This is a genomic window from Bradyrhizobium elkanii WSM2783 (genome assembly GCF_000472865.1).
In the GTDB taxonomy this organism is placed as follows: domain Bacteria; phylum Pseudomonadota; class Alphaproteobacteria; order Rhizobiales; family Xanthobacteraceae; genus Bradyrhizobium; species Bradyrhizobium elkanii_A.
Genome location: NZ_AXAP01000013.1, coordinates 1 through 26,527 on the forward strand (window position 1 = coordinate 1; position 26,527 = coordinate 26,527).

Annotated in this window: 26 protein-coding genes and 2 pseudogenes; 10 read left to right on the plus strand and 18 right to left on the minus strand. The window is 62.8% G+C overall.

The genetic code is table 11. The annotated features are described in order from the left end of the window. The 6 genes from YY7_RS64380 to YY7_RS0113945 form a co-directional block, all read right to left on the minus strand. Positions 1 to 1,175, minus strand: a 1,175-nt coding sequence (locus YY7_RS64380) for a HAMP domain-containing protein (RefSeq protein WP_028163940.1), incomplete at its 3' end; no start/stop codon positions are given. A 656-nt stretch (positions 1,176 to 1,831) separates the two neighbouring features. Next, entirely contained in the window at positions 1,832 to 4,057 is a 2,226-nt protein-coding gene (locus YY7_RS0113910; RefSeq protein WP_028163795.1) for an alkaline phosphatase family protein, read from the minus strand. Between the two features lie 562 nt (positions 4,058 to 4,619). After that, on the minus strand, positions 4,620 to 4,751 hold the full coding sequence (locus tag YY7_RS64385) for a hypothetical protein (protein ID WP_283807002.1): 132 nt from the start codon (positions 4,749 to 4,751) through the stop codon (positions 4,620 to 4,622). A 366-nt stretch (positions 4,752 to 5,117) separates the two neighbouring features. Next, the gene (locus YY7_RS0113935; protein ID WP_028163796.1) at positions 5,118 to 5,735 is read right to left on the minus strand and encodes a LysE family translocator; all 618 of its coding nucleotides are present in this window, start codon (positions 5,733 to 5,735) and stop codon (positions 5,118 to 5,120) included. Positions 5,736 to 5,810: 75 nt separating this feature from the next. Further along, the gene (locus tag YY7_RS0113940) at positions 5,811 to 6,350 is read right to left on the minus strand and encodes a hypothetical protein (RefSeq protein ID WP_028163797.1); all 540 of its coding nucleotides are present in this window, start codon (positions 6,348 to 6,350) and stop codon (positions 5,811 to 5,813) included. A gap of 9 nt (positions 6,351 to 6,359) precedes the next feature. Beyond that, complete coding sequence (locus YY7_RS0113945; protein WP_035690076.1) at positions 6,360 to 7,802, minus strand: LVIVD repeat-containing protein; 1,443 nt, start codon at positions 7,800 to 7,802, stop codon at positions 6,360 to 6,362. Positions 7,803 to 7,921: 119 nt separating this feature from the next. On the opposite strand from YY7_RS0113945, the gene YY7_RS0113950 reads away from it, so the two are divergent. The 3 genes from YY7_RS0113950 to YY7_RS0113960 are packed head-to-tail and all read left to right on the plus strand — an operon-like array spanning position 7,922 to position 9,241. Beyond that, positions 7,922 to 8,236, plus strand: coding sequence for an ArsR/SmtB family transcription factor (locus YY7_RS0113950; protein WP_028163799.1), 315 nt, complete (start codon positions 7,922 to 7,924; stop codon positions 8,234 to 8,236). Then, the gene (locus YY7_RS0113955) at positions 8,229 to 8,696 is read left to right on the plus strand and encodes an SRPBCC family protein (RefSeq protein ID WP_028163800.1); all 468 of its coding nucleotides are present in this window, start codon (positions 8,229 to 8,231) and stop codon (positions 8,694 to 8,696) included. The genes YY7_RS0113950 and YY7_RS0113955 overlap by 8 nt, the downstream gene beginning before the upstream one ends. Positions 8,697 to 8,728: 32 nt before the next feature. Further along, positions 8,729 to 9,241, plus strand: a complete 513-nt coding sequence (locus YY7_RS0113960) for an SRPBCC family protein (RefSeq protein WP_028163801.1) — start codon at positions 8,729 to 8,731, stop codon at positions 9,239 to 9,241. A gap of 152 nt (positions 9,242 to 9,393) precedes the next feature. On the opposite strand, the gene YY7_RS0113965 is transcribed toward YY7_RS0113960, so the two are convergent. Further along, a complete protein-coding gene (locus YY7_RS0113965) occupies positions 9,394 to 11,004 on the minus strand; it encodes an acyl-CoA synthetase (RefSeq protein ID WP_028163802.1) in 1,611 nt (536 codons plus the stop codon). 548 nt (positions 11,005 to 11,552) lie between these two features. On the opposite strand from YY7_RS0113965, the gene YY7_RS0113975 reads away from it, so the two are divergent. Further along, positions 11,553 to 11,843: a hypothetical protein gene (locus YY7_RS0113975; RefSeq protein WP_028163803.1), complete on the plus strand. Its 291-nt coding sequence runs from the start codon at positions 11,553 to 11,555 to the stop codon at positions 11,841 to 11,843. A 76-nt stretch (positions 11,844 to 11,919) separates the two neighbouring features. Here the strand turns inward: YY7_RS0113975 and YY7_RS58015 are convergent. After that, a pseudogene (locus tag YY7_RS58015) lies at positions 11,920 to 12,435 on the minus strand (DUF4112 domain-containing protein); the annotation flags it as partial. Between the two features lie 152 nt (positions 12,436 to 12,587). Between YY7_RS58015 and YY7_RS0113985 the strand changes: the two are divergent. Next, positions 12,588 to 12,860 (plus strand): hypothetical protein, encoded by a 273-nt coding sequence (locus YY7_RS0113985; RefSeq protein WP_028163805.1) that lies wholly within the window; start codon positions 12,588 to 12,590, stop codon positions 12,858 to 12,860. A gap of 346 nt (positions 12,861 to 13,206) precedes the next feature. Here the strand turns inward: YY7_RS0113985 and YY7_RS0113990 are convergent, their stop codons facing one another. After that, a complete protein-coding gene (locus YY7_RS0113990) occupies positions 13,207 to 14,409 on the minus strand; it encodes a helix-turn-helix domain-containing protein (RefSeq protein WP_080663689.1) in 1,203 nt (400 codons plus the stop codon). A 300-nt stretch (positions 14,410 to 14,709) separates the two neighbouring features. On the opposite strand from YY7_RS0113990, the gene YY7_RS0114000 reads away from it, so the two are divergent. Beyond that, complete coding sequence (locus YY7_RS0114000) at positions 14,710 to 14,982, plus strand: hypothetical protein (RefSeq protein ID WP_155255161.1); 273 nt, start codon at positions 14,710 to 14,712, stop codon at positions 14,980 to 14,982. A 107-nt stretch (positions 14,983 to 15,089) separates the two neighbouring features. Here the strand turns inward: YY7_RS0114000 and YY7_RS0114005 are convergent, their stop codons facing one another. The 3 genes from YY7_RS0114005 to YY7_RS0114020 all read right to left on the minus strand — a co-directional run bounded on the left by YY7_RS0114005 (position 15,090) and on the right by YY7_RS0114020 (position 17,263). Then, positions 15,090 to 15,509, minus strand: a complete 420-nt coding sequence (locus YY7_RS0114005; RefSeq protein ID WP_028163809.1) for a DUF5413 family protein — start codon at positions 15,507 to 15,509, stop codon at positions 15,090 to 15,092. 325 nt (positions 15,510 to 15,834) lie between these two features. Next, on the minus strand, positions 15,835 to 16,332 hold the full coding sequence (locus YY7_RS0114015; protein WP_028163810.1) for a lipocalin-like domain-containing protein: 498 nt from the start codon (positions 16,330 to 16,332) through the stop codon (positions 15,835 to 15,837). 97 nt (positions 16,333 to 16,429) lie between these two features. Further along, positions 16,430 to 17,263, minus strand: coding sequence for an SDR family oxidoreductase (locus YY7_RS0114020; protein ID WP_028163811.1), 834 nt, complete (start codon positions 17,261 to 17,263; stop codon positions 16,430 to 16,432). A gap of 97 nt (positions 17,264 to 17,360) precedes the next feature. Between YY7_RS0114020 and YY7_RS0114025 the strand changes: the two genes are divergently transcribed. Together YY7_RS0114025 and YY7_RS63070 are read left to right on the plus strand one after the other, a co-directional pair. Continuing rightward, positions 17,361 to 18,254 (plus strand): LysR family transcriptional regulator, encoded by an 894-nt coding sequence (locus YY7_RS0114025; protein WP_028163812.1) that lies wholly within the window; start codon positions 17,361 to 17,363, stop codon positions 18,252 to 18,254. Next, positions 18,242 to 18,432, plus strand: a pseudogene (locus YY7_RS63070) (IS630 family transposase); the annotation flags it as partial. The gene YY7_RS0114025 and the pseudogene YY7_RS63070, both read left to right, overlap by 13 nt. A gap of 35 nt (positions 18,433 to 18,467) precedes the next feature. Here the strand turns inward: YY7_RS63070 and YY7_RS0114030 are convergent. Beyond that, the gene (locus YY7_RS0114030) at positions 18,468 to 20,054 is read right to left on the minus strand and encodes a hypothetical protein (RefSeq protein ID WP_028163813.1); all 1,587 of its coding nucleotides are present in this window, start codon (positions 20,052 to 20,054) and stop codon (positions 18,468 to 18,470) included. A 36-nt stretch (positions 20,055 to 20,090) separates the two neighbouring features. Beyond that, the gene (locus YY7_RS0114035; protein ID WP_028163814.1) at positions 20,091 to 21,383 is read right to left on the minus strand and encodes an adenylosuccinate synthase; all 1,293 of its coding nucleotides are present in this window, start codon (positions 21,381 to 21,383) and stop codon (positions 20,091 to 20,093) included. A gap of 287 nt (positions 21,384 to 21,670) precedes the next feature. Between YY7_RS0114035 and ybaK the strand changes: the two genes are divergently transcribed. Continuing rightward, positions 21,671 to 22,144, plus strand: a complete 474-nt coding sequence (ybaK, locus tag YY7_RS0114040) for a Cys-tRNA(Pro) deacylase (protein WP_028163815.1) — start codon at positions 21,671 to 21,673, stop codon at positions 22,142 to 22,144. Between the two features lie 8 nt (positions 22,145 to 22,152). Here the strand turns inward: ybaK and YY7_RS56505 are convergent, their stop codons facing one another. The 4 genes from YY7_RS56505 to YY7_RS63075 are packed head-to-tail and all read right to left on the minus strand — an operon-like array spanning position 22,153 to position 25,375. Continuing rightward, entirely contained in the window at positions 22,153 to 23,334 is a 1,182-nt protein-coding gene (locus tag YY7_RS56505; protein ID WP_051396695.1) for an MFS transporter, read from the minus strand. Positions 23,335 to 23,347: 13 nt separating this feature from the next. Then, entirely contained in the window at positions 23,348 to 23,542 is a 195-nt protein-coding gene (locus tag YY7_RS51555; protein WP_433994500.1) for a hypothetical protein, read from the minus strand. A 16-nt stretch (positions 23,543 to 23,558) separates the two neighbouring features. Beyond that, a complete protein-coding gene (locus YY7_RS51560; protein WP_051396697.1) occupies positions 23,559 to 24,152 on the minus strand; it encodes a cysteine hydrolase family protein in 594 nt (197 codons plus the stop codon). A 5-nt stretch (positions 24,153 to 24,157) separates the two neighbouring features. Next, on the minus strand, positions 24,158 to 25,375 hold the full coding sequence (locus tag YY7_RS63075) for a GNAT family N-acetyltransferase (protein WP_245287274.1): 1,218 nt from the start codon (positions 25,373 to 25,375) through the stop codon (positions 24,158 to 24,160). Between the two features lie 94 nt (positions 25,376 to 25,469). Here YY7_RS63075 and YY7_RS0114065 point away from each other — a divergent pair, with 94 nt between their 5' ends. Then, complete coding sequence (locus YY7_RS0114065; protein WP_028163817.1) at positions 25,470 to 26,519, plus strand: LysR family transcriptional regulator; 1,050 nt, start codon at positions 25,470 to 25,472, stop codon at positions 26,517 to 26,519. Positions 26,520 to 26,527 lie beyond the last annotated feature (8 nt).

The following is a 26,527-nucleotide window of genomic DNA, read 5'->3' on the forward strand; positions in this document are numbered from 1 at the left end:
TTCGCGGAGACCACCGTGAGCAGATTGTTGAAGTCGTGCGCGACGCCGCCGGTGAGCTGGCCGACGCTCTCCATCTTCTGGCTCTGATGAAACTGCTCCCTCGCTTCGGACAATTCGTGCTCACGGTGCTTCAGCGCATCGGCCATGGCGTTGAANGCCCTGGCGACCCGTGCGATTTCCGAATTGCCCGGGATGTCCACNCGCCGGCCGAATTCGCCGAGCCGCCANCGGTTCGCGGCGTCAACCAATTGTGCAAACGGGCGNTGGATGAACCGTTGNGCGCCCCACGCNGTCAGGATCAAGACGATCAGGGCGCTCATGAGGATGAACAACAGGTCGCGCTGCGTGCGATGTTCGATCTTGGTGAAAGTCTGGGCCTTGCCGAGGCCGTAGCTGACAAGAAGATCTTCCCCCACAGCGGCGAATGCGACAGTTCTTCGCACGCCGTCAACGTTCACCATNTCAGCTACAGTCCCGTTGGAAAGCGTCGGATCTTTGCCGGCAGGCAGCTTCTTGCCGACGAACAGGGCATTGTCAGGATAGCGAGCGAGACAGATGCCGTTGCGGTCGGTGATGGCGAGCGCGGCTCCCTCCGGAACGCCCTTTTTCGCGATATAGTCTGCGAGCCAATCAAGGCTGAGAGATGCTATGACGACGCCACCCATGTGGTTTTCGTCGTCGTAGAATGGCAGCGCAAACTGGAGGACGCTGCGACCGGTATTTCGGCCGAACGCGAACTCTCCAATTGTGAATTTTCCGGTCCTCACGGCGTTCGCGAAGTAGGCACGTCCAGTGGCGGGAGCCAGCTTATGCACTACGGGAGCTACCCTATGCTCCGTGAATGAGGAGCAGAAGGCACTGGCATTCATGTCGACCACGATAAAGGAGATGAACTCCGGATATTGTTGCTTGATCCGGGACAGGTAGGCATCGCATTCCTGGACGTCCTTGGCCTTTACCGCCGGAACCTCCGAGAGCGCAATCAAAGCCTGGCGAACTCCCTGGACGATCTGCTGCTGCTCAGCGGCGGCGAGCTTGGCGAGGCCGAGCGCTTCGTCCTGCACTTCGACCTCGCGCGTGCGACGCAGGTCGATCTCATTGTACGCCTGTATCGCGATTGCCGGCAGTATGGCGGCTGCCACCAGCGCGAACAAGCGTGATAACAGGCTGCTCATTTCGACCTTTTCCTACGCATGATCGGCGGCATCAGACCGACCGTGCCCAGTCCACCGACAAGCGCCATTGCATCAAGAGTTCTCCGAACTGCGATCGGAAACGACGCCATCAAGCGGTGGCGTTATTCCGAGCCTTCATTGACCAGTTCGTCGCGGAGAAGTGGCACCCACGGCCGTGAAGACAGGTTGGCCCATGTCGATGCCAGGGATGGCAGAGCGACGAGAAGGCTGGCGGCAGGTGAGCCTATGGCGGCACGGGTAGCATTCAACAGCCTCACGAACCATTGAGCCCCAAGGCCCAATGCAGCGTCCTCGGATTGGGCGCTCGACATCGCTGGAGCTCTAGTGATCGTCGACTGGCCCCGCAGGTCCACGGCTCGGCGCGGACGAGGAAGGCCGATCTATCGGTTGGGTTGGCCCTTGGCACGTCAGGGCGATAGAGTGATTCTCATTGACTTCTGTCCCGCTACCAATCTTCTGCCGTAAAAGCCTGAACCGGCCGCATTACAGAGCTGTTTCAGTCCGCCGTGAAACGATTGCGATTGTAGGCGAGCGGCCAAAAAGTTGGCGAAGAGAAGCCAGGACACAACGAGGCCGGTTCCGATGGGCGCTGGTCAGCGCCCATCGGACGAGTTTGAGGATCGCGCGCTAACTTTTCAGCGCAGGATTTCGCGCAGCACCTCGCCGTCGACGCGGTGGGGCGTGACGCCCAGGATCTGCATGACGGTCGGCGCCACGTCGGTGTTGCGCATGCGGCGGATCGTGGCGTCCTTGCGGATCTGCGGGCCGGCGGCGATGAAGGTCGCGCTCATCACCGGCAGCTCGGGATCGTGGCCATGGGCGCCGTAGAAGTTAGGCATTGACAGCATGGTCGATGTCGCATTGAACGGCGCATCGCCGAGACGGGCGACGCCGGGGTTCTGGATGCCGTCGAAGTTGTAGCCCGGGGCCATCAGCGCGAACACATCGCCGAAATCCTGTCCGATGGTCTTGCTGGTGCATTCCCCGGTCCCTTCCTCGCACTGCAGCGGCCGGGTCTCGACCACGGTGAAGATCCGCCCGTCCTTGAGCGAGTAGTTGAACTTCGGGTTGGAATCGACCGCGTTCTTCACCGCGTCGGTGATCTGCGTTACCAGCGCCTTGTAGGCCGCCAGATCGACGGTGCCGCCCAACTCGCGGTTCTGCAGGTTGACGTAGATGTTGGCCGCCGGACCCGAGGTCCGGATCGCGATCTTGGTGGTGTCGATGCCGGCGTTGCGCAGGATGTTGGTCAGGCTGACCGACGTGTGGAACGGCGCGAAGCCGTGGTCCGACACCACGATGACGTTGCTGTCACGGCCCGCCGCATCGGCGATCTGCTTCACCGCCTTGTCGGCCGTCTGATAGGCGAAACGGATATATGAAGCATACCGCGCGACCTTGGCCGGATCCTGGCCCGCACCGATCGAGTTCGGATCGGTCGGGTTGGTGCCTTGGCGGCGGTCGGTAAGCAGGAACTGATGCTCAGAGCCGTCGGGCTGCTCGATGTAGACCATCACGAGATCAGCGTCGGGATGGTTCCGGATCGCGCGTTCGCCGATATCAGCCTGGTAGCGCACGAAGGTCTTCACCATGTCCTCGAACATCGTCTCGATCTCGAGGTCGGGGAAGTTGGTGAAGCCCGGGCTCAGCCGCTCCGGAATGCGGAAGTCAGCCTGCGGACGCCAGAATCCGACATTGTTGTTGATGTCATCGACATCGGCCAGCACCGCCGCGTTGCGCGGGATGTAGTTGGCTCCGTAGCGGGCGAAGCGCACCACCGAAAGATCGGGCGCCAGCGCCGAGACAAAGTATGCGGCGCCGGCCCTGGCCCCGCTGCCTTCGAAGAAGAACGGCGCATTCTCGCCGCCGAGCTTGACGTAGGCCGGTCCGGTCGACGGCGCGTGGAACGGTCCTGCCGTGATGCCGCGCGTCGCGTCAAAGAACACCAGCGTGTCGTAATTCACCTTGCGGTCATTGGTGGTGTCGAGCGCCGCCACCCGGATCGAATATTTGACGTCGAGCGTCGCCGCATTGGTGCAGGTCGCCGATGGCGCCGAGGAACACGAGAACGTCTCGATCGGCGCTGAGGTTACCAGCACCGGGCTAAACGAGAAACGGCCGGCCGCCTGGAGCGCCGTGACAACAGCCGGATCGAATGTGAAATCACCCCGGGACAGCGAGAAGCCCTGAGCTCCGATGCCGCCGAACGCCCCGAACGGCACGGTAAAGTCGGTGACGCGGATCGGCTGGGCCGGTTGCACCACGGTGTTGTTGATGGAGATGTCGGCGCCGTCGCCGCCCGGCCAGGTCGCGGTGACCACTTTTTTTCCCTGCTGGCGCAACTGCACCCACAACGGCAATGCCGTCGGCCGCGTCGAAGGCCCGAGCGGGCTCTCGCGATAGCCGCCGATCGGTGCCGCAAATCCGCTGATGCTCGATGAGATCGGCCCGACGATTGCCTGGAAGGTGTTCGACGGGATGTCGTTGTGAACCGCCGTCGAGCCGGTGGCAATCTCGATGTGCGACACCGCGGTCAGCGACGGCGACGCCGTCACGTTCTGCTCCGCCACCGCGCCGCGGCGGCTCAGCCGCGCCAGGCCGCCGTCATGCGGCAACACGCCCTCGTCGATGAACTTCTGGATAAAATCGGGCTTCGCGCCGTCGAGCGAGATCACCACCACCCGCGGCGACTTGCGACCATGATGGTTCCCGTCCTGATCGCCGTCATGATCATGGTCGCGGTTGTCGCCGTGGTCGCGGTTGCCGCCGTCGTTATCGGCGTGCGCCGGCGCTGCAACGCCGGTCAGCGATGCAGCGAGCGACATTGCCAATATCAAGGAGAGAAAACTCTTCGAGTTCATATGGACGCCCCATTTTCGCTGCGCAATCTACGCGCGCTTGGTCGGCAACGACGCAACGATTATCGGGCTTGGCTGACGACGCGCATGTGACGCTTCGGCGACACCTGTAATGTGGTCGCGACAACGCCACGATGATGTCGGCATGTGGCCTTCGCGTCGATATTAGAAGTAGCCAGCGCTCCTTGCCGTGCGAGGGAGCGCAAGCGTTCGGATCGCAATCTGTTTCGAGTGGAACCACGTACGTCGAGGCCGAACGCGTCTGCAACGCTTGGTGGCGAGTCTCGGAGCAATGGTGCAGTCAACCAGTGAGCGTCACCCGCAAGTTCTTGCCTGCAGCGTCATGCGAGAGGTCTCTGACGATGTCTGCAATCTCAGTTCGAATAAGTGCACGTCTGGATTTGGTGGCCTTCTGCGCTTTCGGTATCGAGCTCGCGCCAACCCATCGCCTCCGCATATTGCTGCGTGGACATTGGCACAAACTGTGTATTGGGCAGCGCCATCGTTGAGATGCCTCAGTGCGACGTTCGCAGTGTCCGCATGCTGCCACAGACTGGAACTTAATCTAGAAGTCTGGGCGCAAATGGTAGCGGTGCAAATCGCGCGGCGCACGGGCTACGACCACCTTGAACGATCCACCGGGAAAGCGTTCGCTCAGCAGGATGTTGCGATTTTCGCTGTCGGTCTCTGCACTCATGCGCCGCGCAATATCAGCATCTCGGCGAAGACAGGCTCGACGTCCCTCACAACGCAGTCGCGGCAGTCGGCCTGTGTCGGCATTCCCACGAGACATGGCGACGTTTCATGACAGGCATATGACATTCCGGGGATCGCGAAGCCGCTAAGCACCATGAGGGCGGACATCACCAAAAAGCGGCCCACCATGCACATACGGCAAAGAGCTCACGCCCTTCACGCCATGCATCACTCCGAGGAAGCTGCCAAGGCCCACATGGAGGAACACGGCAAGAAGTAATTATCGACGCTTCGATTACGGACCTGCACTTGAGGTCGCCTCGATTAGCGGTCTTTTTCTTTATTCGCCTGACCGCGACGCTCGCTCTCAACGCGCCCGTGTCAGCGCGAGCCAGATGCCGCCGCCGATCATGAAGCCGCCAGAGACGCGCGAGACCAGGCGCGTCCGCCGCTTGGAAAAGAATTTTCGCGCGCGGCCGGCGAGCAGCGCGTAGACCATGTCGCTCATCGCCGCCGTCACCATGAAGGTCACGCCCAGCAGCGCCACTTGCGGGAAGTGATCCTTGTTTAGGTCCACGAATTGCGGAATGAAAGCGCCGAAGAACACCAGCACTTTCGGATTCGACAGCAGCACCAGAAATCCCTGCAGGAAGAAACCGCCGCGCGGTGGCGGCGGCGGTTCATCCGAGCTCACCTCCGCAACCGGCGAGCGGATCAGCTTGATGCCCAGCCAGACCAGGTAAGCCGCGCCGGCAAAGCGCACCCAGTCGAACCAGTACCCCATCGTCGCCATCAGCGAGGTGAGACCGACGGCGACGACGCCGATCACGATCGCCAGCCCCGCCTGCGCGCCCAGCACATTGGTCAGCGCTGCGCGGGTGCCGTGCCGCAGGCCGTTGGCGATCACCAGCGTGACGATCGGGCCGGGCAACAAAGCGAGCGCAATGCAGGCGGCGACATAGGCGAGATAGGCTTGCAGGGACATGGGAGGACTCGGCTCGAGGCTTTCGTTGCATAATAAGGACATGGATGCCCGGAACAAGCCCGGGCATGAGCATTCTTACTGCGTGTTCATCGCGAATTTTACCCATCTCGCCGTCTCTGCCGATGCCAGCAATTCCAGTGCCGCGCGCTGCACGACCGCTGCATCTCCCCTGCCCTGCGCCGCCGCCACCAGGAGATCGCAGCGGTGCGAGACCGCGATGCCGATCGCTCCATGCGGCACGCCATCGCCAATCTTCAGATCGTACGTCCTCATGCGTCCGGGCATATCGGCGACAAGCACTGCTTTTCCTGCCTGCAGCGGTACAAACTGCGTACTGATCAAGTCGACATCCGCGACGCGGTCGACCTCATCATCGTCGGCGACGCCGGTCGTGCAGTTGCAGAAGCCGAGCTTTGGCCGGATGTAGACCTCGATATCTCCGCCGCAGGCCACGGCATTGCAGCGGAATGCGCGACCGGCGGGCCAGCCGTCGCGCGGAAACGGCCAGGCGATCTCTTGCCATGTCTCGCGCGGCGTCGAAGTCTCGTAGGCTGCGACGCCCGAGAGGACGCCGAGCACAAGTGCTGCAATCGCGATGACCAGCCAGGCGCGCATTCGTCCCCTTCACGGCAGGCCGGCGACAGCGCGCGCCTCGCCGGTCAACTCGAGTATATGCAGCCCTGTATTGGCGCGGTCGACGGCATAGATATAGCCGCGCTCGTCGGTCTCGACATTGTTGGTCTGGATCGCGACCTTGCAGCGATCCTTGCCCTCGATGGTGACGCAGCGCTTGTCGGTTGCCGGTGTGATCGACGGGATGAAGTAGCCGACTTCCCTGGGGTGATAGGGATCGCGGATATCGAGCGCACGCACGCCGGCATTGAAAAACGCGATGAAGGCGATTTTCTTGTAGTAAACCGGCGCCATGCTCTCGCTCGAGGAATGCGAACCAAACCGCCCGCCGCGTTCGCAGAACGAGCCGCTCGCCTCCGGCACGGTGTAACTCGAGATCATCATTGGCCGGGTCTCGGTGGTGACGTCGGCGAACCACACCATCTGCCGCGCCTCGCCGCATTCGTTCAAGATCGCCTCGTCGACGATCATCACGATGTCGCGGGTCTTGCCGTCCTTGTCATGCGAAAATTCCGCGATCGGCATGCCCGGCATCGGGAACGTCGTGTGTGCACCGTTGAGCGCCGAGAGCGGCATGCGCGATATTTCGGGATAGCGGAGATTCTCGGCGATCGGCTGCTTCGGTCCGTTGAGCAATTTCTCGCGGTCGACGATCTGGAGGAAACCGCCCTTGTTGGTGCCATAGCCGAAATAGACGCGGTTGCCGGATGAACCTGTTGAGATTGGCCCGTGCAGTTCGGTCGGCACCGCGCCGGTCGAACCAGGCTCCTGGCCCGGCAGGCCGAAATCCCTGATCTTCACGGGATGCGCGGGATCGCTGAGATCGTAGACCTGTGTCATGCGACGGGTGCGCCAGTCCGGCGCGCCCGATACCAGGAAGGCGACGCCGGTGTCGCACTCCCACCAGCTCTTATGCGTATCCTTCAGTCCCCCGATCCGCGCGATCAGCGCGGGATTGGCGGGATCGGCGACATTCCAGATCTCATGCGCCTCGCTGCCGAAGGTGCGTAGCATATAGACCGCGCTGCGATCCCCCTTCGGCAGATCCTTGCCGTCGCAGACACGCACCATCTGCGCGCCACCGGATTCATATTTGCCCTCCTGCCCCGGAATGTGCCGCAGATATTGCGGATGCGCGGGATCGGTGACATCGACGATCGACGTGCCGTTGGGTTCCGGCTTGCCGCTCATCGGATTGACGGGATCGGGGATCTCATCAGTGCCGCCGTGATGGCCGATATAGGCGATCCAGCGGTCGCCCTGATGATGGATGGTGGGCTGATAGGCGCTGCGCGCCTGCAGGTCGTTGGTTCCCACCAATCTCATGTTGGAGGCTTCGGGAGGTGCTCCGACCTTCTGCTGCTCCGCATAAGCGCCCGCGCTCCCGAGAAAAGCAATTGCCACACACAGCGCAAGTTTGCCGCCACCCTTCATGCGTCACTCCCATTGTTGCAAAGCCAATCTTCGTTGGCTGACGCTACGATAACACGGCTGAATTCCGCGCCAAAACACACCCTTGACATGCAACCATTTAGTTGCCTATTGTCGATGGCATGGACGAAGTCTTCAAAGCGCTGGCGGACGCATCGCGGCGGTCGCTCCTGGACAGGCTTCACGCCAGAAACGGGCAGACATTAAACGAACTGTGCGAAGGCCTCGCCATGACGCGGCAGGCGGTCACCAAGCACCTTGCGATTCTCGAACAGGCCAATCTCGTCACCACGTTCAAGCATGGCCGCGAGAAGCTGCACTATCTCAACCCGGTGCCGATCCATCAGATCGGCGAACGGTGGATCAAAAAATTCGAGCGCGCCAAGCTGGTCGCGCTCAGCGAATTGAAGCGGCAATTGGAGAAACGTGATGAGTAAGCCGGAATTCGTGTACGTCACCTATATCTCGACCACGCCCGAGAAATTGTGGGAGGCGCTGACCAATAGCGAGTTCACCAGGCGTTACTGGTTCAACACGGAAGTGAAATCCGACTGGAAGGTGGGTTCCCCGTTCGCACTGGTCATGAACGGCACCACGACGGATGTGGGCGAGATCCTCCAAGCCGAGCGGCCGCGGCGTCTCGCCTACACCTTCAAGCATCAGCTCGATGAGGAGATGCGCAAGGAACCGCCGACCAAGGTCACCTTCACCATTGAGCCCCACGGCGACCTCGTGAAGCTGACCGTGACGCATGAAGGATTCGCCAAAGGCAGCAAACTTCTCGACGGCATTTCCAAGGGATGGCCGGCGATTCTGTCGGGACTCAAGACCCTGCTCGAGACCGGGACAGTGATCGCGATCCCGCCTCGTGCGCTTGAGATCGAAGGGTTCGAATAGAAATGAAGATCTATCGGAGGAATCCAGAGGACATGAATATCGAGAAATTCAAGCCGGCGATCGTCTACACGATCTATATCGCGTCCACACCGGAGAAGGTCTGGGAGGCGCTGACCAATGCCGAGTTCAGCCGGAAGTATTTTTCCGGCCACGCGGTCGAGGTCGATCTCCGCGTCGGCGGCGCATTCATGGTGCGCACGCCCGATGGCGCGCCGCACATCACCGGCGAGGTGATCGAATGCGAGCCGGCGCGGAAGCTGACGGTGACCTTCAACGTCAACTGGCCGGCGCTGGTGGAAAAGCTCGGACCGACGCTCGTGACCTATGAGATCGAGCAAGCCGGCGATGCGGTCAAGCTCACGCTACTGCAATCGCACGACCGGCCGATCAGCGACGATATCCTTTCTGGTGGCCGCGCCGGCTGGCCCGCTATCCTCTCCAGCCTCAAGAGCCTGCTGGAGACCGGTGAGGCCATGGTCATCCAGATGCAACCGCCGGAACGGATGCTGGCGGCGCTGAAGGAGCTGGGGATTGCGACGCCGTAAGTAACCACACGCACGCTGTCGTCCCGGGCTTGACCCGGGACCCATAACCACAGGCGTTTGTATTGTGCTCCGCCGCAACGGCTTGCTCGCGCCACAACAACTGCCTGGGGTTATGGGTCCCCGCCTTCGCGGGGACGACAGCGGTGTTTGGTTCACCCCCGCGCCCTTAACTCGCGCCTCAGCACCTTGCCGGTCGCGGTCATCGGCAACGACTCCGCGAACTCGACGAAGCGCGGATATTCGTGGGCGGCGAGTTGTACTTTGACAAAGTCCTGGATCTCGCGGGCGAGCGTGTCGCTCGGGGCATAGCCGGGGCGGAGCACGATCCAGGCCTTGATGGATTCGGTCCTGATCGGATCGGGAATGCCGACCACGGCCGACATCGCCACTGCCGGATGCTTCATCAGCGTATGCTCGATCTCCGACGGGCCGACGCGATAGCCGGCGGTGGTGATGACGTCATCCTCGCGGCTGACGTACCAGAAATAGCCATCCTCATCCTGCACGCCGAGATCGCCGGTCAGTAAGAACTCGCCGGCATATTTCTTCGCGGTCGCTTCCGGGTTGCGCCAATATTCGATCATGGTGCAAGGGCACGGCTGCCGCACACCGATGATGCCGCGCGTCCCCCGCGGCAGCTCCTCGCCTCTGTCGTTGACGATGCGCACGTCGAAGCCGGGTGTCGCTTTGCCCATCGAGCCCGGTCGGATCGGAAACAGGTTCGAATTGCTGCCGATCACGAGGTTGCACTCGGTCTGGCCGAACACCTCATGGGCGTCGATGCCGAAGGTGTCGCGCACCCAGCCCAATAGTTCGCCGCCGAGCGACTCGCCGCCGGTGAAGATGCTGCGCAGCTTCACGCCGGAATTCTTCACGCCCGCCTGCCGCATCAGCTTCAATGCGGTCGGCGGCAGGAACACGTTGCGGATTCCGAGGTCCGCCATCATCTGCATCGCCGCCTGCGGCTCGAACTTGCGCGCGCGATGGCCGACGATGGGAATGCCGTGGTACCAGAACGCGAACAGGCCGTTGATCAGGCCGCCGATCCAGGCCCAATCCGCGGGCGTCCACATCAGGTCGCCGGGCCGCGGCAGGAAGTTGTGGCACATCTCGACATTCGGCAGATGGCCGAGCACGACGCGATGCGCGTGCAGCGCGCCCTTTGGATTTCCTGTGGTGCCCGACGTATAGATGATGAGCGCGGGATCGTCGGCCGAGGTGTCGACGCTGGTAAACTCCGCCGAGGCCGCACGCAGTGAGGGCCAGAACGGCCTGGTGCCTGCGGCCGCTTCGTCACCGACCACATAGATGTTCTTCAACTCAGGCAGGAGGTCGCGGATCTTGGCGAGCTTCTCCCAGCCGGCCGCGTCGGTCACGATCGCCTTCGCCTGCGAATTCGACAGCCTGAATTCCAGCGCATCCTCGCCAAACAGCGCGAACAGCGGGATCGAGATCATCGCGGAGCGGAAGGCGGCAAAATGCGCGATCGGCAATTCCAGCGATTGCGACAGGAACACCGCGACGCGGTCGCCGCGCTCAAGACCGTCGGCCTTCAGCACATTGGCGAAGCGGCGCGACATCTCCGCGACCTCGTCGAAGGTGGTGCGCGTCTGGGCGCCGTCCTCGTCGACATAGACAAGCGCGAGCCGCCCGGAGCCATCGGCATGGCGGTCGCAGCAGGCGGTCGCCATGTTGAAGCGCGCCGGCACGTCCCAGCGGAAGTTGCGGTAGAGCTCGTCGTAGGTTGCGGCTTCCTTGAGCATGTCCTCGGCGTTCCCAGCGTTTCCTCGCGGACCGGGCGTCGCAATGACCGGTCGCTCTGTTGTTGTCGTCAGTTTTAAAGCGCCGCGCGCCCCGCACAAGCCTTGGTGCCCCTGCACGTCGCGCCTTATGCGCTGCCGCTGAGAGCGTTGCTGATCGACCCGAGCGGGAAGCGAGGCGGCGCAAGCCGCGTCAACGCGTCGCGATGCGTGCAATCCTTCCGGGTCGTCATTCCGTCGCCGACTTCGCCGCGCCGCGGAATAATGCGCGGACCGGACACCGGGCGATCACCTCGGATTCTCCCCCTTCCGGTAGACGCAGGCGGCCCGGAACTCACGCAACTAATTGATTTAATTTAGCTTATCCTGATTTCCTTACTGTCATGCGCGGATTCATCATGAGGTCTGTCGGCACGGTTCAGGGGTCGCAATTTTGTCAAATAAGCCTATATTAGGGGACGAAATGACATGTGCGGCGCGCCGCCGGTTGTGGCCCGCCGTCCTCAACCCCCAATCGCGCTATCGCTAAGAAGAGTAAGAGGTCGTCGACCATGCGTCCTATGCGTCCGTTCAACTTTAACACCTCCGCCGAGCTGTTTCCTGCCGCCATTCGCAAGAAGAAGCGGGCCGGATTCGCCTATCGGCGCTTTGGCACCGCGGCGGAAGCCGTGCAGTATGCCATGGAAGAGCTGCCGGCGGATTCGCTGAACGGCGCCTACCTGCAGGTCGAGGAAGCCCGTTTCGACCAGAACGGCATCCGTTCGCTCTATGAGAGCGAGGCGTTCCCGCTGCCGCGTCGTCCGCGCCCGGTGCAGGCCAATACCGACGCCGACGCCGCTTAAACCGATCCGTACCTACCCAAGCGAAAAGCCCTCGGGATGCTCCGGGGGCTTTCTCTTTTTCGGACCTATAACCGTGCTGCTTGTCCAGCCAGCGCTTGAGCATGCGCACGTTCCGGACATTGGCGCGGAACATGACGTCGAATGCGTCGCCCGCGAGCGGCACCAGGCCGACCGCGCCGTCGAGCGCGACATTGGCGAGCATCCGCGCGGTGATATGCCAGGGTGCGCCCAGCGCACGCGCTTCGCGCACCAGCCACAGCGAGATCGCAGTCGTGATGATGTCGCCGACCACCGGGATCAGGCCGATCAGGCCGTCGATGCCGTAGCGGATCTTGGTGCCGGGCACGATGAAGGCGACGTCGAGCAGCTTTGCGATCGCCTCGAGCCGCGCCAGCCGCTGCTCGCGGGTGAGATTGCCGAACGGATTGGCGGTCTCGAAGTCGAGCCGGAACGCCTCGAACTGCGGATGCAGCGCGGCCTCCGGAATCTCGCGTCCGTCCTGGTCGATGACTTTCCCCCGCGGCCGCGTGTCGCGGAACGGGCCCTGCGAGCGGGCGCGGTTGGGCGTAAAGATGTCGTCGGGCATGAGCATTGAGATGGTAACGCAGGCGCGCGGTACAAGTTGCGTCACATTACCGCTCTGTCACCTCGCGGCCGAGCCGCACACTCGCCGTTATTGAGTCGTTAGCAGCGTCTCATTCGCGATACCAGTTAAAAGCATTGCCGCGATTTAACTGGTGGATCTTGTCGGCTCAGGCCAACACCGGCCGCTTTAATACCGCGAAAACTTCCATCAAAGCGATGCCGAATATCGAGATCACCGAGGAGTGCCGCGCCCTGATTGAGAGCGCCGTTGAGCCGCCGACCGGACGGCGCTTGCCAAACGGCAACTGGGTCATCCCGGTCAACGAGGCAACATGGGAGCGGCTGCAGCAACTGCGGCTGCAAGGCGAAACGATCTCGGACTGCATCATTCGCCTCATGATCGTCACCCTGCATAAGTACGGCTTGCAATAAAGCGTTGCAGCCGTCCCGTGGGATGGGTAGAGCGCAGCGAAACCCATCGCGATGGATCAAGCGGCACCAATGATGGGTTTCGCTTCGCTCTACCCATCCTACCGCCCCCGCGAAAGCAGACCCATAACCACAGGGAAGCGTTTGTGGCGCGAGCAACCGGTTGTAGAGTTGTAGGGTGGGCAAAGGCGCACTTGCGCCGTGCCCACCATCCAGCGCCGTGCTCGTGATGGTGGGCGCGCTTCGCTTTGCCCACCCTACAGCATGGCCGCGAGTGCTGATTCAAATGTCAAACGGCGTGAGGGATGCGAGTCCGCATTCTCGCGGCGCTTTGCGTCCGAGCTTTGCGTTACTTTCCACCCTCTTCGATATCAGAGGGCGCAGGAAAAGCCTTGGTTACAACCGGCTGCCCAGCTTGTAGAGCCGCTCGCGCCTGGCGCGGCGTCATCCCATAGATACGCTTGAATAAACGCGTGAAGTCGGCGGCCTGCATATCCAATCCGCAGGTCCAGGCGAGGCGGCCGATTCCGGACGCGTCCGTCGTCCTCAAGGCATCGACGAAACGGCGCAGCCGAACGTCGCGCAGATATCCTGCCACGGTCAGGCCATTCTCCGAGAACAGCTTGTAGAGTTGGGTCCGCGATACGTTGATGCCCCGCCAGATATCGTCCGGCGTCAGTTCGGGGCGATGATAGTTCTCCTCGATATAGGCAATCGCCCGCATGAATTCCTTGCTCGCTCGTCCCTGGGGCTGCTCGCCCCGCGACAGTTCGCCCCGCAGCAGATGAATGAGGAGTTCGGCTGTCGCCTCCAGCACGATCTCGAAGTCTTGCGCGTCCATCCTCCCGTAGGACTCGAACAGCAACCGCATCTGGGCGCCGACAAAGGGCGCCAGCGGAGCTGAACTGAGGGAGCGAAGGACGAAGGGCTCGCCGGAGAGGTCAGTCTCGAGTGCAGCAGCGAGGCGTGTTCGCGGCAGGAAAATTGTCGCTATGCGAGCCAGGCGCGACCGCGCCGTCACCTCGACCGTGCTTTGGACCATCCCAAGGTCTCCGGCTCTTAGGCTGACGAAACCGATTGCGGTCTCCTCGCTGTATTCTCCGGACAGGACGTAGTCGAATACCACGCCGTCGATCTTGTCGGCTGCCGCATCCGCTTCGGTTCGCTTTGCCTCCACGCAGGAATTGGACGTCAGCTTGTAGAAAGCGACGTTGTTCCCAACGAACCATGCCACGGTGCTGTCGAGCGGCATCCCCTCCGATTCGCCGATGGTTCGGACATAGCTGCGACGAAACAGGTTGGCGTCCGCGAGATAGTCCGCGCCGTTCGCACGGGGATCGAGGCTGCTTCGCTCCCCGTAGAGGAAGCGCGCGGGACGTTTTGGGGACGACGTTTCGGGAGGGGTACGGGAGGGGTCGCGCGGGTCCGGGCGATCGTCGGAATGATTAACCATAGACCATCCAGCCACGTAGTGAATTCCATCGCTCCCGATGCGTGCGCTCGGATAGCACCCGTTGCTATCGAAAATTTTGCATTCCGTCCAAAACTTCATGTTTTCCGTACCACGGGGTAGCCGTCACGTTGCCGGTGTGTTTGCTGGACAATTCCACCTGCCCGGCAAATCGCTACCTACATGAATCGCGCCTTTCGTCCTGCCCTCAATCGGATCCTTGGCATGGTCCGGGTCTCCGAACAGGTCAGTCTCCTCAGCAAGCAAGATCGCCTCCGACATCGCCATCCTCCCGAGACGGGGCGCCCGAAGGACGAGCCCGCAACCCATCCAACAGCAGAGCATGCGGTGAAATGGATTCTCTGATGTGCAGTAGCCGGGGCGCGCGCAGCGCGAGCTATGATGTTGGCTCAGGCCAACACCGGCGGCTTTAATCCCGCGAGGACTCCGATCAAAGCGATGCCGAATGTTGAGATCACTGAGGAGTGCCGCGCCTTGATAGAGAGTGCGGCTGGGGCCCCGACCGGACGGCGCCTGCCAAACGGCAACTGGCTCATACCGGTCAACGAGGCAACGTTGGCGGGGCTGCAGCAACTGCGCCTGCCAGGCGAAACGATCTCGGACTGCATCATTCGCCTCTTGCTCGTCGCGTTGCATAAGTATGGCCTGCAATAAAGCATCGCAGCCTATGGCCGTCAGATAGTCGTCTTCATCGATCGGCGGTTCTGACGAGACATCACCGCGCACTTCAAGCCGGGACGACGCCGTCATTGCAGAAGCGGTTAAGTCGTTGCCGGCTGCGGCTCTTCCGCGTATTTGTGCGCCAGCCAGGACGACAGCGTTGCCGGCACCAGGCCGACGAGCCCGTAGAGAATGAACTGCACCGCGCCGGAGTCCGGGCCGCGCGAGCCGTAGAGCAATTCGGCCGCGATGAATCCGATGGCGCCAACGATCAGCATCCGCGCGAACGGATTGATCTTGCGCACATGCATAACAATGTCGTCGATCGCCGCCAGCATCAGCGACGGCACGATGCCGAACAGATACGCGTATTGCAGCGTCTTGACGAACGCCAGGAAGAACTTTCCGACCTCGTGCGCGCCTGTCTCGGTCCAATAGCCGGACTGGTAGGAGGTCGCGAACAGCAGAATGAGACCGCCGATGAACGGGCCGATAGCGGCGAAGATCAGGTAGCGTTTCATTGCGTCCCACTCACTGCACTAGATCATGATCCGATTAGACGGAATCGGATCATAATCTCATCTCTTTGTCTGAGCATGATCTTCCTACGCAAACGCTTCGCGTTTGTCGCGAGGGAAAACCGGTTTCCACTTTGCCGGATCATGCTCTAGCTGTGGTCTTTCAGGAGGTTGTCCATCTGGTCCGAACCGAGGAAGCCGAGGTTGCGAAGCTTCAGTGTTCCAGAGAGAGACCGGATGAACAGCCACAAGAATGCGCGTTTGACGCGCAAAGGTCGAGAGGCAATGGTGCGAAGCGTGAGGGAAGGAAGGGCAAGCCAGAAGCTACTTACCTTACCCGCTGCCATTCGATGACGATCCTCGTTCCGTCCGGGCGTTGGAAATGCTCTGTCATCTGATCGCCAGAAACCTTCAGGGTCAGCTCCCTCCGAGTGCGGGTATCCCCAACCCAGTTTGGAAAAGTGGCCCCTTCGACGCGGTTGCCGCTGAACTCACCTGTCTCATCCACAGTGTAAGTCCCGAAAAAACCGATGCTTCGAGACATCGCGGTTCGATTTTCGGCATCCGTGCCCCCACCACGCACATTCGACGCAAAACGTGGCGTATCTGCATCCGTCAAAACTTCGATAAAATGCATATCTGGCGTGAAGACCAGCATGCCGTTTGGCCGCTGACCGTAAGCAGGAAGGTTTCTTCCTTCTGGATCAATCTGCGCCGATACCATACGCCAAGTACCCACCACCTGGTTTGCTGAAGCTGCTTGGGCATGAGAACCGACAACAGAGGCTCCAAGTATGATGGCCAAGAACATTGAACGAATTGGCATTTTTCCTGCCTATGTTTGTACCTGCCTGCGTCATAAGTAACTAGCGGCCAACCTTGCACTCACGTCGCGGGTGTGAGGGCAACCGCCGCATCAGATGTCAAACGTCTTCGCGATCGGCTGAGAACGCGACCTCGCGCTGCGCTTCGATCCTGACGAGTCGCTGCGTCAAAGCCTTCGAAATCGAATCGTAAGCGGTGCTGCCCAGCGCGAGACGCAGTGGAGGATTAGTGCTGTCGGCGGCGGCGATCATCGCTGCCGCAGTCCGTCCCGCATCACCCTTCAGCGCGAAGCTCCCGCTGTCGATCGCCCGGCGCACGGCGCCGGCGGGAGTGTCGTCGTAGACGTCCATCGGCGCGGGACGCACCAGACCGGCTCCGAAATTCGTGGCCGTCGGGCCGGGTTCGGCGATGATAAAGTCAATTCCGAAGGGCGCGACCTCCTGCGCCACGGCCTCGACGAATCCCTCGATGCCCCACTTGCTCGCGTGATAAAGGCTGAAATTCGGATACGCGATCTGCCCGCCTTCCGACGAAACCTGGATGATGCGCCCACCTCCCTGACGACGCAGATGCGGCACTGCCGCGCGGATGAGCTGGATCGAGCCGGTCAAATTGGTAGCGATCTGATGGTTTATCTGCGGGTCGGTAAGTTCCTCAGCCGCTCCAAACAGCCCGTAGCCGGCATTGCTGACGACGACATCGATCCGCCCCATACGCTCGAATGCGTCGTCTATGGCCGCCCGGAGCCCGGCGGTATCCGTCACATCAAGTATCGTCGTACTGAGGTTCTCGCCGTGTGCTTGCTGAAGATCGGCCAGGGCGCTTTGCCGTCGCACCGTCCCGACGACGCGGTCGCCACGGGCAAGAAGGCGTTGCGCCATTTCGCGGCCGAGGCCTGACGACGCGCCGGTGATGAACCAGGTTTTGCTCATGGGATATTCCCTCTGAAATTACTCCGATGATGTAGAGGGGACCAATTGGTGCTATAAGACGTCCATTATTGGATGAGTAAGTGAAATAAATTCACCAGTGCCGCGCCCGAGCCTGAACGATCTGGCGGCTTTCGCCTCCGTCGCCAACCTTCGCAGCTTCCGTAGAGCTGCCGAGACGATAGGCGTATCGCGTTCGGCCCTGAGCCACGCAATGATTGGGCTCGAGAGGAATCTCGGCATCCGCCTGCTCAATCGAACCACCCGAAGTGTTTCGCTCACCGAGGCTGGCGCCCGGCTGCTCGCGCACCTGGGTCCGGTGCTACAAGACCTCGATGCGGCTCTCGACTCGCTCGCCGAAGTGCGCGGAACGCCCAGCGGAACTCTGCGGATCAACGCCAACAAGAGCGGAGCTGCAATCTTGCTGCGTGATGTCATTCCGCACTTCCTCGCTCATCATCCGGAGGTCGAGATCGATCTTGTCTCCGAGGGGCGGCTCGTCGACATCGTCGAGCAGGGTTTCGATGCCGGTGTCCGGCTTGCCGAAGCAGTGCCGCAGGACATGGTTGCGGTCCGGTTCGGCGGCGATGCCCGCTTCATTGCAGTCGCCTCGCCAGCCTATCTGGAGGGTCGAGATCCCCCGATCACGCCGGACGATTTGCACGCCCACCGGTGCATCCGCCAGCGCCTGCCAAGCGGAAAGCGCTATCGCTGGGAATTCTCAAGACACGGCGCGGAGGTGGTGGTCGACGTTCCGGGCGTTCTGACCCTGGACGACAATGACCTGATCGTCGAAGCAGCAGCGGATGGGCTCGGCATTGCCTATGTGCCGGAAAGCTTCGCCCGAACGCTTCTGGATTCGGGGCACCTTGTCGCCGTTCTGGAGGATTGGTGCCCTCCGATTCCGGGTCTCGCCCTCTATTACCCCCGCAATCGCCACGTTCCTTCCACGCTACGGGCGTTCATCGATACTCTGAAGGAGGCGGAGGTCTGAAGGTCGACTACCGGACGGTGTGGGACTTCGTCCACGCCGAGAAGCTCAGTCACAAAAAAAGACGCTGATTGCTGCCGAGCAGGACCGTCCCGATGTTGCCCGTCGGCGGACGCAATGGAGCAAATGTCGGGAGCGGATCGATCCGTCTCGCCTGGTGTTCATCGACGAGACCTGGACGACCCGCGACATTATCCGACGCGAAGAGAACTCCCCTCACTCCCCCCACGCCGCAAACGCGTCGTTGAACGCGCGCTCGCCCGGCGCGCCCTTCTCGATCGCGATGATGGCGCGGCGCTGGTTGGAGTAGACGAGCGGCACGTCGAACCAAGAGCGCTCTTTGAGGAGCTGCAGGTTGCGCGAGCGGTCGGCATCGACGTTGGAGAGGCCGACCAGGAAGAAGCCGTCGGTGACCTTCACCGCCAGGCCTGCGAGCGGGGTGCCGCGGGCCTGCTCGTTGGACTTCATCAGGATGCCCGGCACATTGCCGACGCCGCCGTTCGGGAAATCCTGCGGCAGGATGAAAGTGAGCTCGGCGGTGTGGCTCGCGGGCAAGGACGAGTCGGTGTTGCGGCGGAACGACATCGTCATCTTGAACTTGCGGTCGGGGATCTCGATGTCGGCGCGCACGGCGATGTCGGGTGCCGCGTTGCCCGAAGCCTTGATCGGTTCGGTGCGCCAGATCACCGAGCCCACATATTGCTTGCCCTTGGGATCGCTGGGGTCCTCGTCATAGAGCACGACACGCTGCGCCACCGGTGCAACCGGCTCGCTGGAGGACGGCTGGCCGACGCGGTCCGGAATCTTCGGCTTGGTCGCGGGCGTCGCGACATCCTTCGGCGCCTCCACCGAGGGGGACGACTTGAGCAGGCCGCTCACCACCGTGACCGCCTGCTTGCCCCAGAGGATGCCGGCGCCGACCAGAATCAGAATGATGCCGACCGCAATCGCGCTCTTGAACGGGAATGCCGAGCCGAGCCGCGCGCCCTTCTTGGCGTCGCGATCACCGCCATTGCCGATCCGCGACCGCGGCTGCGATCCCTGCGGCCCGTAGCGCTCGGCCTCCTCGCTCGACTCGTCATAGGAATAGGGCGCGTCCGGATCGGCGCCGCGATTCTCCATATTCGGCTCGAGCCGGTCGAACTCCGGTGAGGGCGACGGCACATTGGCGTAGGTCTTGCGCGCATTGCGGTTCGCCTGCGCGGCGGCGCGGCCGAGATCGTCGGCGTCGGCGGCGAGATCGCGGAAGCCGCGCAGAGCCGGCGGCTGCGGCGCCGGCGGCGCGCCATTGTTCGCGGCACCGTTGTTATCCGGCCCGCGGCGCGCACCGGGGGGCCGCTGCTGCGGATCGGGCGATGGTGGCGCGGGCGGGCGCGGGGCGACCGGCGGCGCCTCGCCACGGAGATTGCGCGGCGGACGATCCTCACCACCGGGCGGACGCGGCGGCGCTGGAGTGCGCGGGCGCGGCGGGGTGGTTGCTGCGGCCGGAGCGCCTTCCGGCGGGCGGGTGGTGGCGGCGGTGGCAGTGGCGCGGCGGAAGGCATCGCCGCTGCGGGAACCGGTGGCAGGACGGGTGGTCTCGCGGGCGCGCTGGGCGGCCTCCGATTCGACCTTGCGGACGGCCTCTTCGAGCGACAGGCGCTCGCGGGTGATCTCGGACTCGGAAAGCGGCGGCTGCACGCTGCGGAGCTGCTGGATCAGCGCAGCCCGCGCGCGCTCATAAAGCGCGCGGCGGCTCTCACCGGGAGCATTGGGGTCCAATCCGGCGATGGCGCGGGCAATCAGCGGGTAGTAATCAGCCATTTCCAGTCAAATTGGTGGGATATAGGTAATATCCCGTTAAGCTTCGAACGGATTTTGTACCAGAATAGTATCCTCGCGTTCCGGGCTGGTGGAAAGAAGCGCGATCGGGCAGCCGACCAATTCTTCCACCCGGCGGACATATTTGATGGCCTGTGCCGGCAGGTCGGCCCAGGACCGGGCGTTCGCCGTCGGCTGCTTCCAACCCTCGATGGTCTCATAGATCGGCACCACGCGGGCCTGTGCACCCTCGCCCGCCGGCAGATGGTCGATTTCCTTGCCGTCGAGCTTATAGCCGGTGCAGACCTGTATGGTATCGAATCCATCAAGAATATCGAGCTTTGTCAGCGCCAGCCCCGTGATGCCGCAGGTGCGCACCGTCTGCCGGACCAGCACCGCATCGAACCAGCCGGTGCGGCGCTTGCGGCCGGTGTTGACGCCGAATTCCTTGCCGCGGCGGCCGATTTCCTCGCCGATCTCGTTCGTCAGTTCGGTCGGGAACGGGCCCTGGCCGACACGGGTGGTGTAGGCCTTGCAGATCCCCAGGACATAACCGACTGCGCCGGGGCCGAGGCCGGCGCCGGTTGCGGCCTGCGCGGCCACCGTGTTGGAGGAGGTGACGTAGGGATAGGTGCCGTGGTCGACGTCGAGCAGCGCGCCTTGCGCGCCCTCGAACAGGATGCGCTTGCCCTCGCGGCGCTTGATGTCGAGCAGCCGCCAGACTGTTTCGGCGTAGGGCAGGATTTTCGGCGCCAGCGCCGTCAGCTCGCGCAGGATGCCCTTGCCGTCGACCTCCTCGAGACTGAGGCCGCGGCGCAGCGCATTGTGGTGCGCCAGCAGGCGGTCGATCTTGTGCGGCAAGGTGTCGAGATCGGCGAGGTCCATCAGTCGGATGGCACGGCGGCCGACCTTGTCCTCATAGGCCGGGCCGATGCCGCGGCGAGTGGTGCCGATCGCGGTCACCGCATTGGATGATTCGCGCAGCGCATCGAGATCGCGGTGCAGCGGCAGGATCAGCGTGACGTTCTCGGCGATGCGCAGATTGTCCGGGCTGACCGCGACGCCCTGCCCCTTCAGCCGCTCGACCTCGTCGAGGAAGGCCTGCGGATCGAACACGACGCCATTGCCGATCACGGCCAGCTTCGACGGCCGCAGCACGCCCGACGGCAGCAGCGCGAGCTTGTAGGTCTCGCCATTGATGACAAGGGTATGACCGGCATTGTGGCCGCCCTGGAAGCGCACGACGATGTCGGCCTGCTCCGACAACCAGTCGACGATCTTGCCCTTCCCTTCGTCACCCCATTGGGCGCCGACCACGACAACATTGGCCATTTCGCAAGCGTTCCCTGTAACACTTCAAGGTTCGATCATGATCGACGCGGAAAAGCGGTGCCGAACTTTCCGGATCATGGTTTAAGCTGCCCAGCCGAAATCACGGCGTTAGCCGTTCGCACGCGGGACGCTAACCCCGATAAAGGAAGCGCTACGCTTAAGCAAGCAAGAAGGGTAGTTTTTGCGCCAATTGGACAATCTCCAAGCCTTTGATATCCCCGGAAAATTTGTGGCCGCCGCAAGGCAGGCCTCGATCATGGACAAGGTTTAAGGGAACAGCCGGCCAGATGTCCAAGAGTACCCGCGCCACCGAGACACTGGCAAAGCTCGGCGTAACATTCACCCTGCACGCTTATGACTATGATCCTAACGCCGACAGCATCGGCCTGCAGGCCGCCGAGGCGCTGGAGGTGGCGCCCAAACGGATGCTGAAGACGCTGATGGCGGAGGTCGACGGCAAGCCGGTCTGCGCCGTGGTGCCGTCGGACTGCGAGGTCAGTATGAAGAAGCTCGCGAGCGCCTTCGGCGGCAAGACCGCGAAGATGATGCGGCCGGCCGACGCCGAGCGGCTGACCGGTTACCATGTGGGCGGTATCAGCCCGTTCGGGCAGAAGAAGCGCGTGCCAATCGCGATCGAGCAGGCGGCGCTCACCGAGAAAAGCGTGTTCGTCAACGGCGGCCAGCGTGGTTTGCAGATCGAGCTGGCGCCCGGTGATGCCGTGAAGGCTGTCGGCGCGATCGTGCGGCCACTGACGGCGTAAGGTGAGGCTCAGGCCGTCGCGGGCTTGAGCGTCAGCACCTCACCGCACTTCGAGAACAGCGAGAACAGCAGCGACAGCGGCGCCATCGCGGCCAGCAGCGCGGCGCCCGCGATCAGCGCGGCCGCTGGGTTGCCCCAGGCATCCTGCAGCCGGCCGGCGGCGGAGGGCCCGATCGCCATCAGGAGATAGAAACAGGTGAAGAACAGGCCGAAGCCAAGCGAGCGGTCGCGCGGCTCGAGCACGCGCGTCGGCAGTGACAGGATCGCGCCGGACAATGGACCGATGGCGACGCCGAAGACGAGGCAGGCGATCGCTGGATGGATGTTTGCAACGAACAGCGCCAGCGCCAGGGCCGCTACAAGCCCGCAAGCAATGATCGCTGCGACCGGCCGCCCCGACCGCTCCACCAGATAGCCGCCGACGGGAATGGCCACGATGGTGAACCAGATCGCGAGGCTGACCAGCGAGGCCGCGCCCGTCGGGCTTGATCCGTGCGCCACCATCAATGGCGGCGCATAGCTGAAGAACAGCACGCAGGCGAGATTCATCGCGCCCCAGATGACGCCCGCGACCAGGACCGGGACCAGGATCCTGACCGGCAGGCCGGTGCGCGCGGCCGCTGCAGTCTCGGCCTGAACGGGACTCCGTGGCAGCAATGCGAAGGCGCCGAGCACGATCAGGGCCAACATCGCGCTCGACGCCATCACCGCCGGCCACCCCAGCGATTGTGCCAGATAGGTCTGCGCCGGCAGCGCGACCATCGCGCCGAACGGCCAGCTCATCTGCAACAGCGACATCGCCAGCACGATCTCACGGCCGGCGAACCAGTCGGTCGTCATCTTGGTGGCGACCAGGATCACGATGGTGGCGCCGACGCCACCGATCACGCGCGCGACCAGCGCGGCGGCAAAGCTGTCGCAATAGGACAGAGCAACGCCCGACACCACCATCAGCGCCAGCCCGCCGAGCCCGAGCGTCGTCTCGCGCACCCGCTGGCCGATCAAGCCGGCCGGAAAGGCGACGACTATACCGGGCAACAGATAAGCGCCGAGCAGCATGCCGAGCTGGACGTAGCTGAGCGCCAGATCGTGCATCAGGACGTTGGTCGTGGATCCGACCGACTGGAATTGAAACCCGGTCGCCGCGCGCGCCGCGAACAGCACGGCAAGCACGATCCATCTGCGGGGCATCCCTGCCTCCCGATCAATCCTGGAAGTCGCCGCTGGCGAGATTGAGGCTGACCGCGTCTGAGAATTCGGACAGTTCGTCTTCGGAAATCTCATGCAGCGAAAGCTGGAGCTGCATGATCGCGAGATCGACAAGGTGGCCCGCAAAGGACAGCCCGCCGGAAACCAGAATGTTACGCTGTTCGGTCAGTACCGGAATCACGTTACGCAAGCGACGGGCCCTCAATTCATCCATAGCGATGCCCTCTCAGAGGCCGCTGCGCGGTCGCGACCAGCCAGTGGGCGGTGGTGGCGACGTCGGCGAACAATTCGATCGCTTTCGTCGCGACAAGGTGCACTGAACCAGGATCGGCATCGCGCCGCTGCCGGCTCGCGGCGGCATCGGTCAGGAAGGTGACGCGATGGCCGCGATGTGATGCGTCGATGGCGGTGGCAAGGCAGACCTCTTCCGCGGCCAGACCGCCGATCGCAAAGCTGCCGATCCGCGAGACGACGTCCTCGAACAGCGGATTGGCGTAGCAGGAAGGCTGCCTGCGCTCGAACACCATGTCCGCGCGCTTCGGCTCCAGGCCCATGATCCAGGGCGACTGCGCCTTCCTGTCGACGAGATCCAAGCCTTCAGCCCGCCGCGTGAAAGCGATCGGCATCCCGGCATTGCGGGCGTGCTGGATCGCGGCCCTGCAGCTTTCCAGCGAACGCTCGATATCGTCAGCGCAACCCGCCGCCCCGCGAAAATACGCCTCCTCCTGCAGGTCGACCATGACCAACAGACGGCTGCTGGAAGCGCCAACATAGGGTTTGAGGTCGATCACCGGGGCCATGGCGGTCACATCGTGGCCGGCTGCGCGGCCGCGCCGCGGCCGGCGGACATTTCCAGGATGCCGGGAACGTCCCACTGTCCCTCGGGACGGATCAGGACGTAAGGATCCTCGCCAAGGGTGATGCGCTGCGGATGCCGCTCGGCCTGAAGCTTGACCTCGACATAATCGAAATCGGAGAACACGAATTCGCGCGAGCCAGACATGCGCTCGAAGCCGCGCTGCTCCCAGAAGCCGAGCAATCGCTTCTGCGCATGCGCATAGAGGACGTTGTAACCCTTCTTGCGGCAGAGCTCGATCGCGGCATCGACGATGCGCCCCGCAATGCCGCCGCTGCGGCTTTCGCTGCGCACGGCCAGCCGCTCCAGCTTGGCGAAATCGGCGAAGTAGCGGATCCGCAGGCAGCCGACCGGCTCGCGGCCCTGATGGCAGATCAGATGCGTCGCGGAGAAATCATTGCCGTCGAATTCCTCCTCGAACGGACAATGCTGCTCGCCCATGTAGACGGCGCTGCGGATCGCCATCACGCGCGCCATCTCGTCCATCGAGCGCACCACACGCACCGAGATCGGATCCGGCGGCACCGGCTTCGGCGGCGGCATCTCGTGCGAGCGATCGAGCATCTGCAGATGCGGCGCGAACAATCCGTCATAGCGGGCGCCCGGGGTGAACCCGAGCGGCTCGAGCACGCGCAGCCCTTCCTTGGTGATCGGGCGCGAATAGATGTTGACGCCCTGGTAGAGCGGGCTCGAGAATTTCTGCAGCACCAGCGGGATCGCGGCGACCGTCGGCCCCTTGGCGTGGATGCACCAGACATAGATGCCCGCCGGGCGCTCCGACTGCCGCGTGACGAAGGCGAGATCCGGATTCTTGGTATCGAGCCGTCCGTCGATCAGGCGGCGCGTGCCTTCATGCGTCAATGGAAGCACCGCGAGGAAACCTTCGCCCTTCGGCGCGGCAATGTCGAACTGATCACGCCGCGCGATCGCCCAGAACGCATCCGGATTATGGTTGGCGACGGTCTGAACGATGCGGTTGGTGGTCAGTCCCGGAATATCTTCCCTCGCCGCATCCATCAGCGCCGCAATCCCGGCGGCATCGACGGTGAAAATCACCGTGCGTTTCGCCAATTGCAGCATGGTCATCTTGTCGAGCGAACGGGCGGGACCCGCCCCCTGGCGCCTGGTGGCGGCTTTGCGAATAAAATCGAGGTCCAGAGCAGTCATCGATCATCTCTCGCGGTTGTGAATTTGCCGCGTTTCTGCCAAGAATAGAGGGTTGTTCCCGTTAAGCTAAAAGGCGACAAACGAGGCGATTTGTATGCACTCACCTGAGCGCAGGGGTGTTCACCACCGTGCACACCCTCCGGGCCGCATCGCCCAGTGGGATTCGGTGCGGATCTTCCTTGAGGTGGCACGGATCGGCAGCTTCCGCGCTGCAGCCCTCGAGCTGAACGCTTCGGCCAACTTCCTGCGGAAGCAGATCCTGCAACTAGAGAGTGCCTATAAAACGACATTGATCACCCGCCATGTCGACGGCGTGCGGCTAACGCCCGAAGGCGAGAAGGTGCTGGAGGCGGCGCGGCGGATGGAGGAAGCCGCTTTCGGCCTCGACCGCGCGCTGAGCCAGACCACGCCGGCGCTCTCCGGCGAGGTGCGCTTTGCCATCACCGAAGGTCTCGGCACTTTCTGGGTCGCGCCGCGGCTGATCGAATTCCAGCGCGTCTATCCGGGGCTGCTCGTCGATCTCAAATGCGAGATGCGCTCCGCCGACGTGCTCCGCCTCGAGGCCGACGTCGCGGTGCAGCTCGAAGAACCGGACAAGCCCGATCTGAAGCGCGTCAAGATCGGCCGTCTTCACGTCATGCCGTTCGTCAGCCCGTCCTATGTCGAGATCTACGGTATGCCGAAGGACCAGGACGACATAAGGCAGAACCACCGCATCGTGCTGCAAGACGCCGACCAGACCCGCGCGCAGCAGATGTACGAGCAATATGCCGGCCGCGAGCAGGTCGGCTTCGTCGCCATGCGCAACAATGTCAGCAGCGCCCATGTCTGGGCGGTCGCCAAAGGCGCCGGCATCGGCTGGCTGCCGACCTATGTGCCGGCGGTGGCGGGGCCTTTGATCCCGCTCGACATCGGCATCAACTTCTCGCTCGACATCTGGCTTGCCTATCATCCCGACGCCAAGCGGATTCCGCGCGTCAAGCAGTTGATCGACTGGACCATCCAGGCCTTCGACGGCCGGAAGTATCCGTGGTTCCGCGACGAGTTCGTGCATCCCAACGATCTGCAGAAAACCTACAAGGGGGAGCCACTGGTAAATCTGTTCGCAGGCTTCGTGAACGAAACACGCTCCAAGATCGGCTGAGCAACCCA

What these genes read in the sequence shown, in the direction of transcription:
- YY7_RS64385 (WP_283807002.1), bottom strand. Translation starts at nt 4,751, where the DNA reads ATGAGTGCAGAGACCGACAGCGAAAATCGCAACATCCTGCTGAGCGAA.
- YY7_RS0114005 (WP_028163809.1), bottom strand. Translation starts at nt 15,509, where the DNA reads ATGAAACGCTACCTGATCTTCGCCGCTATCGGCCCGTTCATCGGCGGT.
- YY7_RS63075 (WP_245287274.1), bottom strand. Translation starts at nt 25,375, where the DNA reads ATGACTGCTCTGGACCTCGATTTTATTCGCAAAGCCGCCACCAGGCGC.
- YY7_RS0113940 (WP_028163797.1), bottom strand. Translation starts at nt 6,350, where the DNA reads ATGCGCGCCTGGCTGGTCATCGCGATTGCAGCACTTGTGCTCGGCGTC.
- YY7_RS0114030 (WP_028163813.1), bottom strand. Translation starts at nt 20,054, where the DNA reads ATGGCTGATTACTACCCGCTGATTGCCCGCGCCATCGCCGGATTGGAC.
- YY7_RS0114065 (WP_028163817.1), top strand. Translation starts at nt 25,470, where the DNA reads ATGCACTCACCTGAGCGCAGGGGTGTTCACCACCGTGCACACCCTCCG.
- YY7_RS0114020 (WP_028163811.1), bottom strand. Translation starts at nt 17,263, where the DNA reads ATGAGCAAAACCTGGTTCATCACCGGCGCGTCGTCAGGCCTCGGCCGC.
- YY7_RS0113990 (WP_080663689.1), bottom strand. Translation starts at nt 14,409, where the DNA reads ATGAAGTTTTGGACGGAATGCAAAATTTTCGATAGCAACGGGTGCTAT.
- YY7_RS0113975 (WP_028163803.1), top strand. Translation starts at nt 11,553, where the DNA reads ATGCGTCCTATGCGTCCGTTCAACTTTAACACCTCCGCCGAGCTGTTT.
- YY7_RS0113955 (WP_028163800.1), top strand. Translation starts at nt 8,229, where the DNA reads ATGAGTAAGCCGGAATTCGTGTACGTCACCTATATCTCGACCACGCCC.
- YY7_RS0114035 (WP_028163814.1), bottom strand. Translation starts at nt 21,383, where the DNA reads ATGGCCAATGTTGTCGTGGTCGGCGCCCAATGGGGTGACGAAGGGAAG.
- ybaK (WP_028163815.1), top strand. Translation starts at nt 21,671, where the DNA reads ATGTCCAAGAGTACCCGCGCCACCGAGACACTGGCAAAGCTCGGCGTA.
- YY7_RS0114000 (WP_155255161.1), top strand. Translation starts at nt 14,710, where the DNA reads ATGTTGGCTCAGGCCAACACCGGCGGCTTTAATCCCGCGAGGACTCCG.
- YY7_RS0113965 (WP_028163802.1), bottom strand. Translation starts at nt 11,004, where the DNA reads ATGCTCAAGGAAGCCGCAACCTACGACGAGCTCTACCGCAACTTCCGC.
- YY7_RS0113935 (WP_028163796.1), bottom strand. Translation starts at nt 5,735, where the DNA reads ATGTCCCTGCAAGCCTATCTCGCCTATGTCGCCGCCTGCATTGCGCTC.
- YY7_RS51560 (WP_051396697.1), bottom strand. Translation starts at nt 24,152, where the DNA reads ATGGCCCCGGTGATCGACCTCAAACCCTATGTTGGCGCTTCCAGCAGC.
- YY7_RS0113910 (WP_028163795.1), bottom strand. Translation starts at nt 4,057, where the DNA reads ATGAACTCGAAGAGTTTTCTCTCCTTGATATTGGCAATGTCGCTCGCT.
- YY7_RS56505 (WP_051396695.1), bottom strand. Translation starts at nt 23,334, where the DNA reads ATGCCCCGCAGATGGATCGTGCTTGCCGTGCTGTTCGCGGCGCGCGCG.
- YY7_RS0113945 (WP_035690076.1), bottom strand. Translation starts at nt 7,802, where the DNA reads ATGAAGGGTGGCGGCAAACTTGCGCTGTGTGTGGCAATTGCTTTTCTC.
- YY7_RS0114015 (WP_028163810.1), bottom strand. Translation starts at nt 16,332, where the DNA reads ATGCCAATTCGTTCAATGTTCTTGGCCATCATACTTGGAGCCTCTGTT.
- YY7_RS0113950 (WP_028163799.1), top strand. Translation starts at nt 7,922, where the DNA reads ATGGACGAAGTCTTCAAAGCGCTGGCGGACGCATCGCGGCGGTCGCTC.
- YY7_RS0113960 (WP_028163801.1), top strand. Translation starts at nt 8,729, where the DNA reads ATGAATATCGAGAAATTCAAGCCGGCGATCGTCTACACGATCTATATC.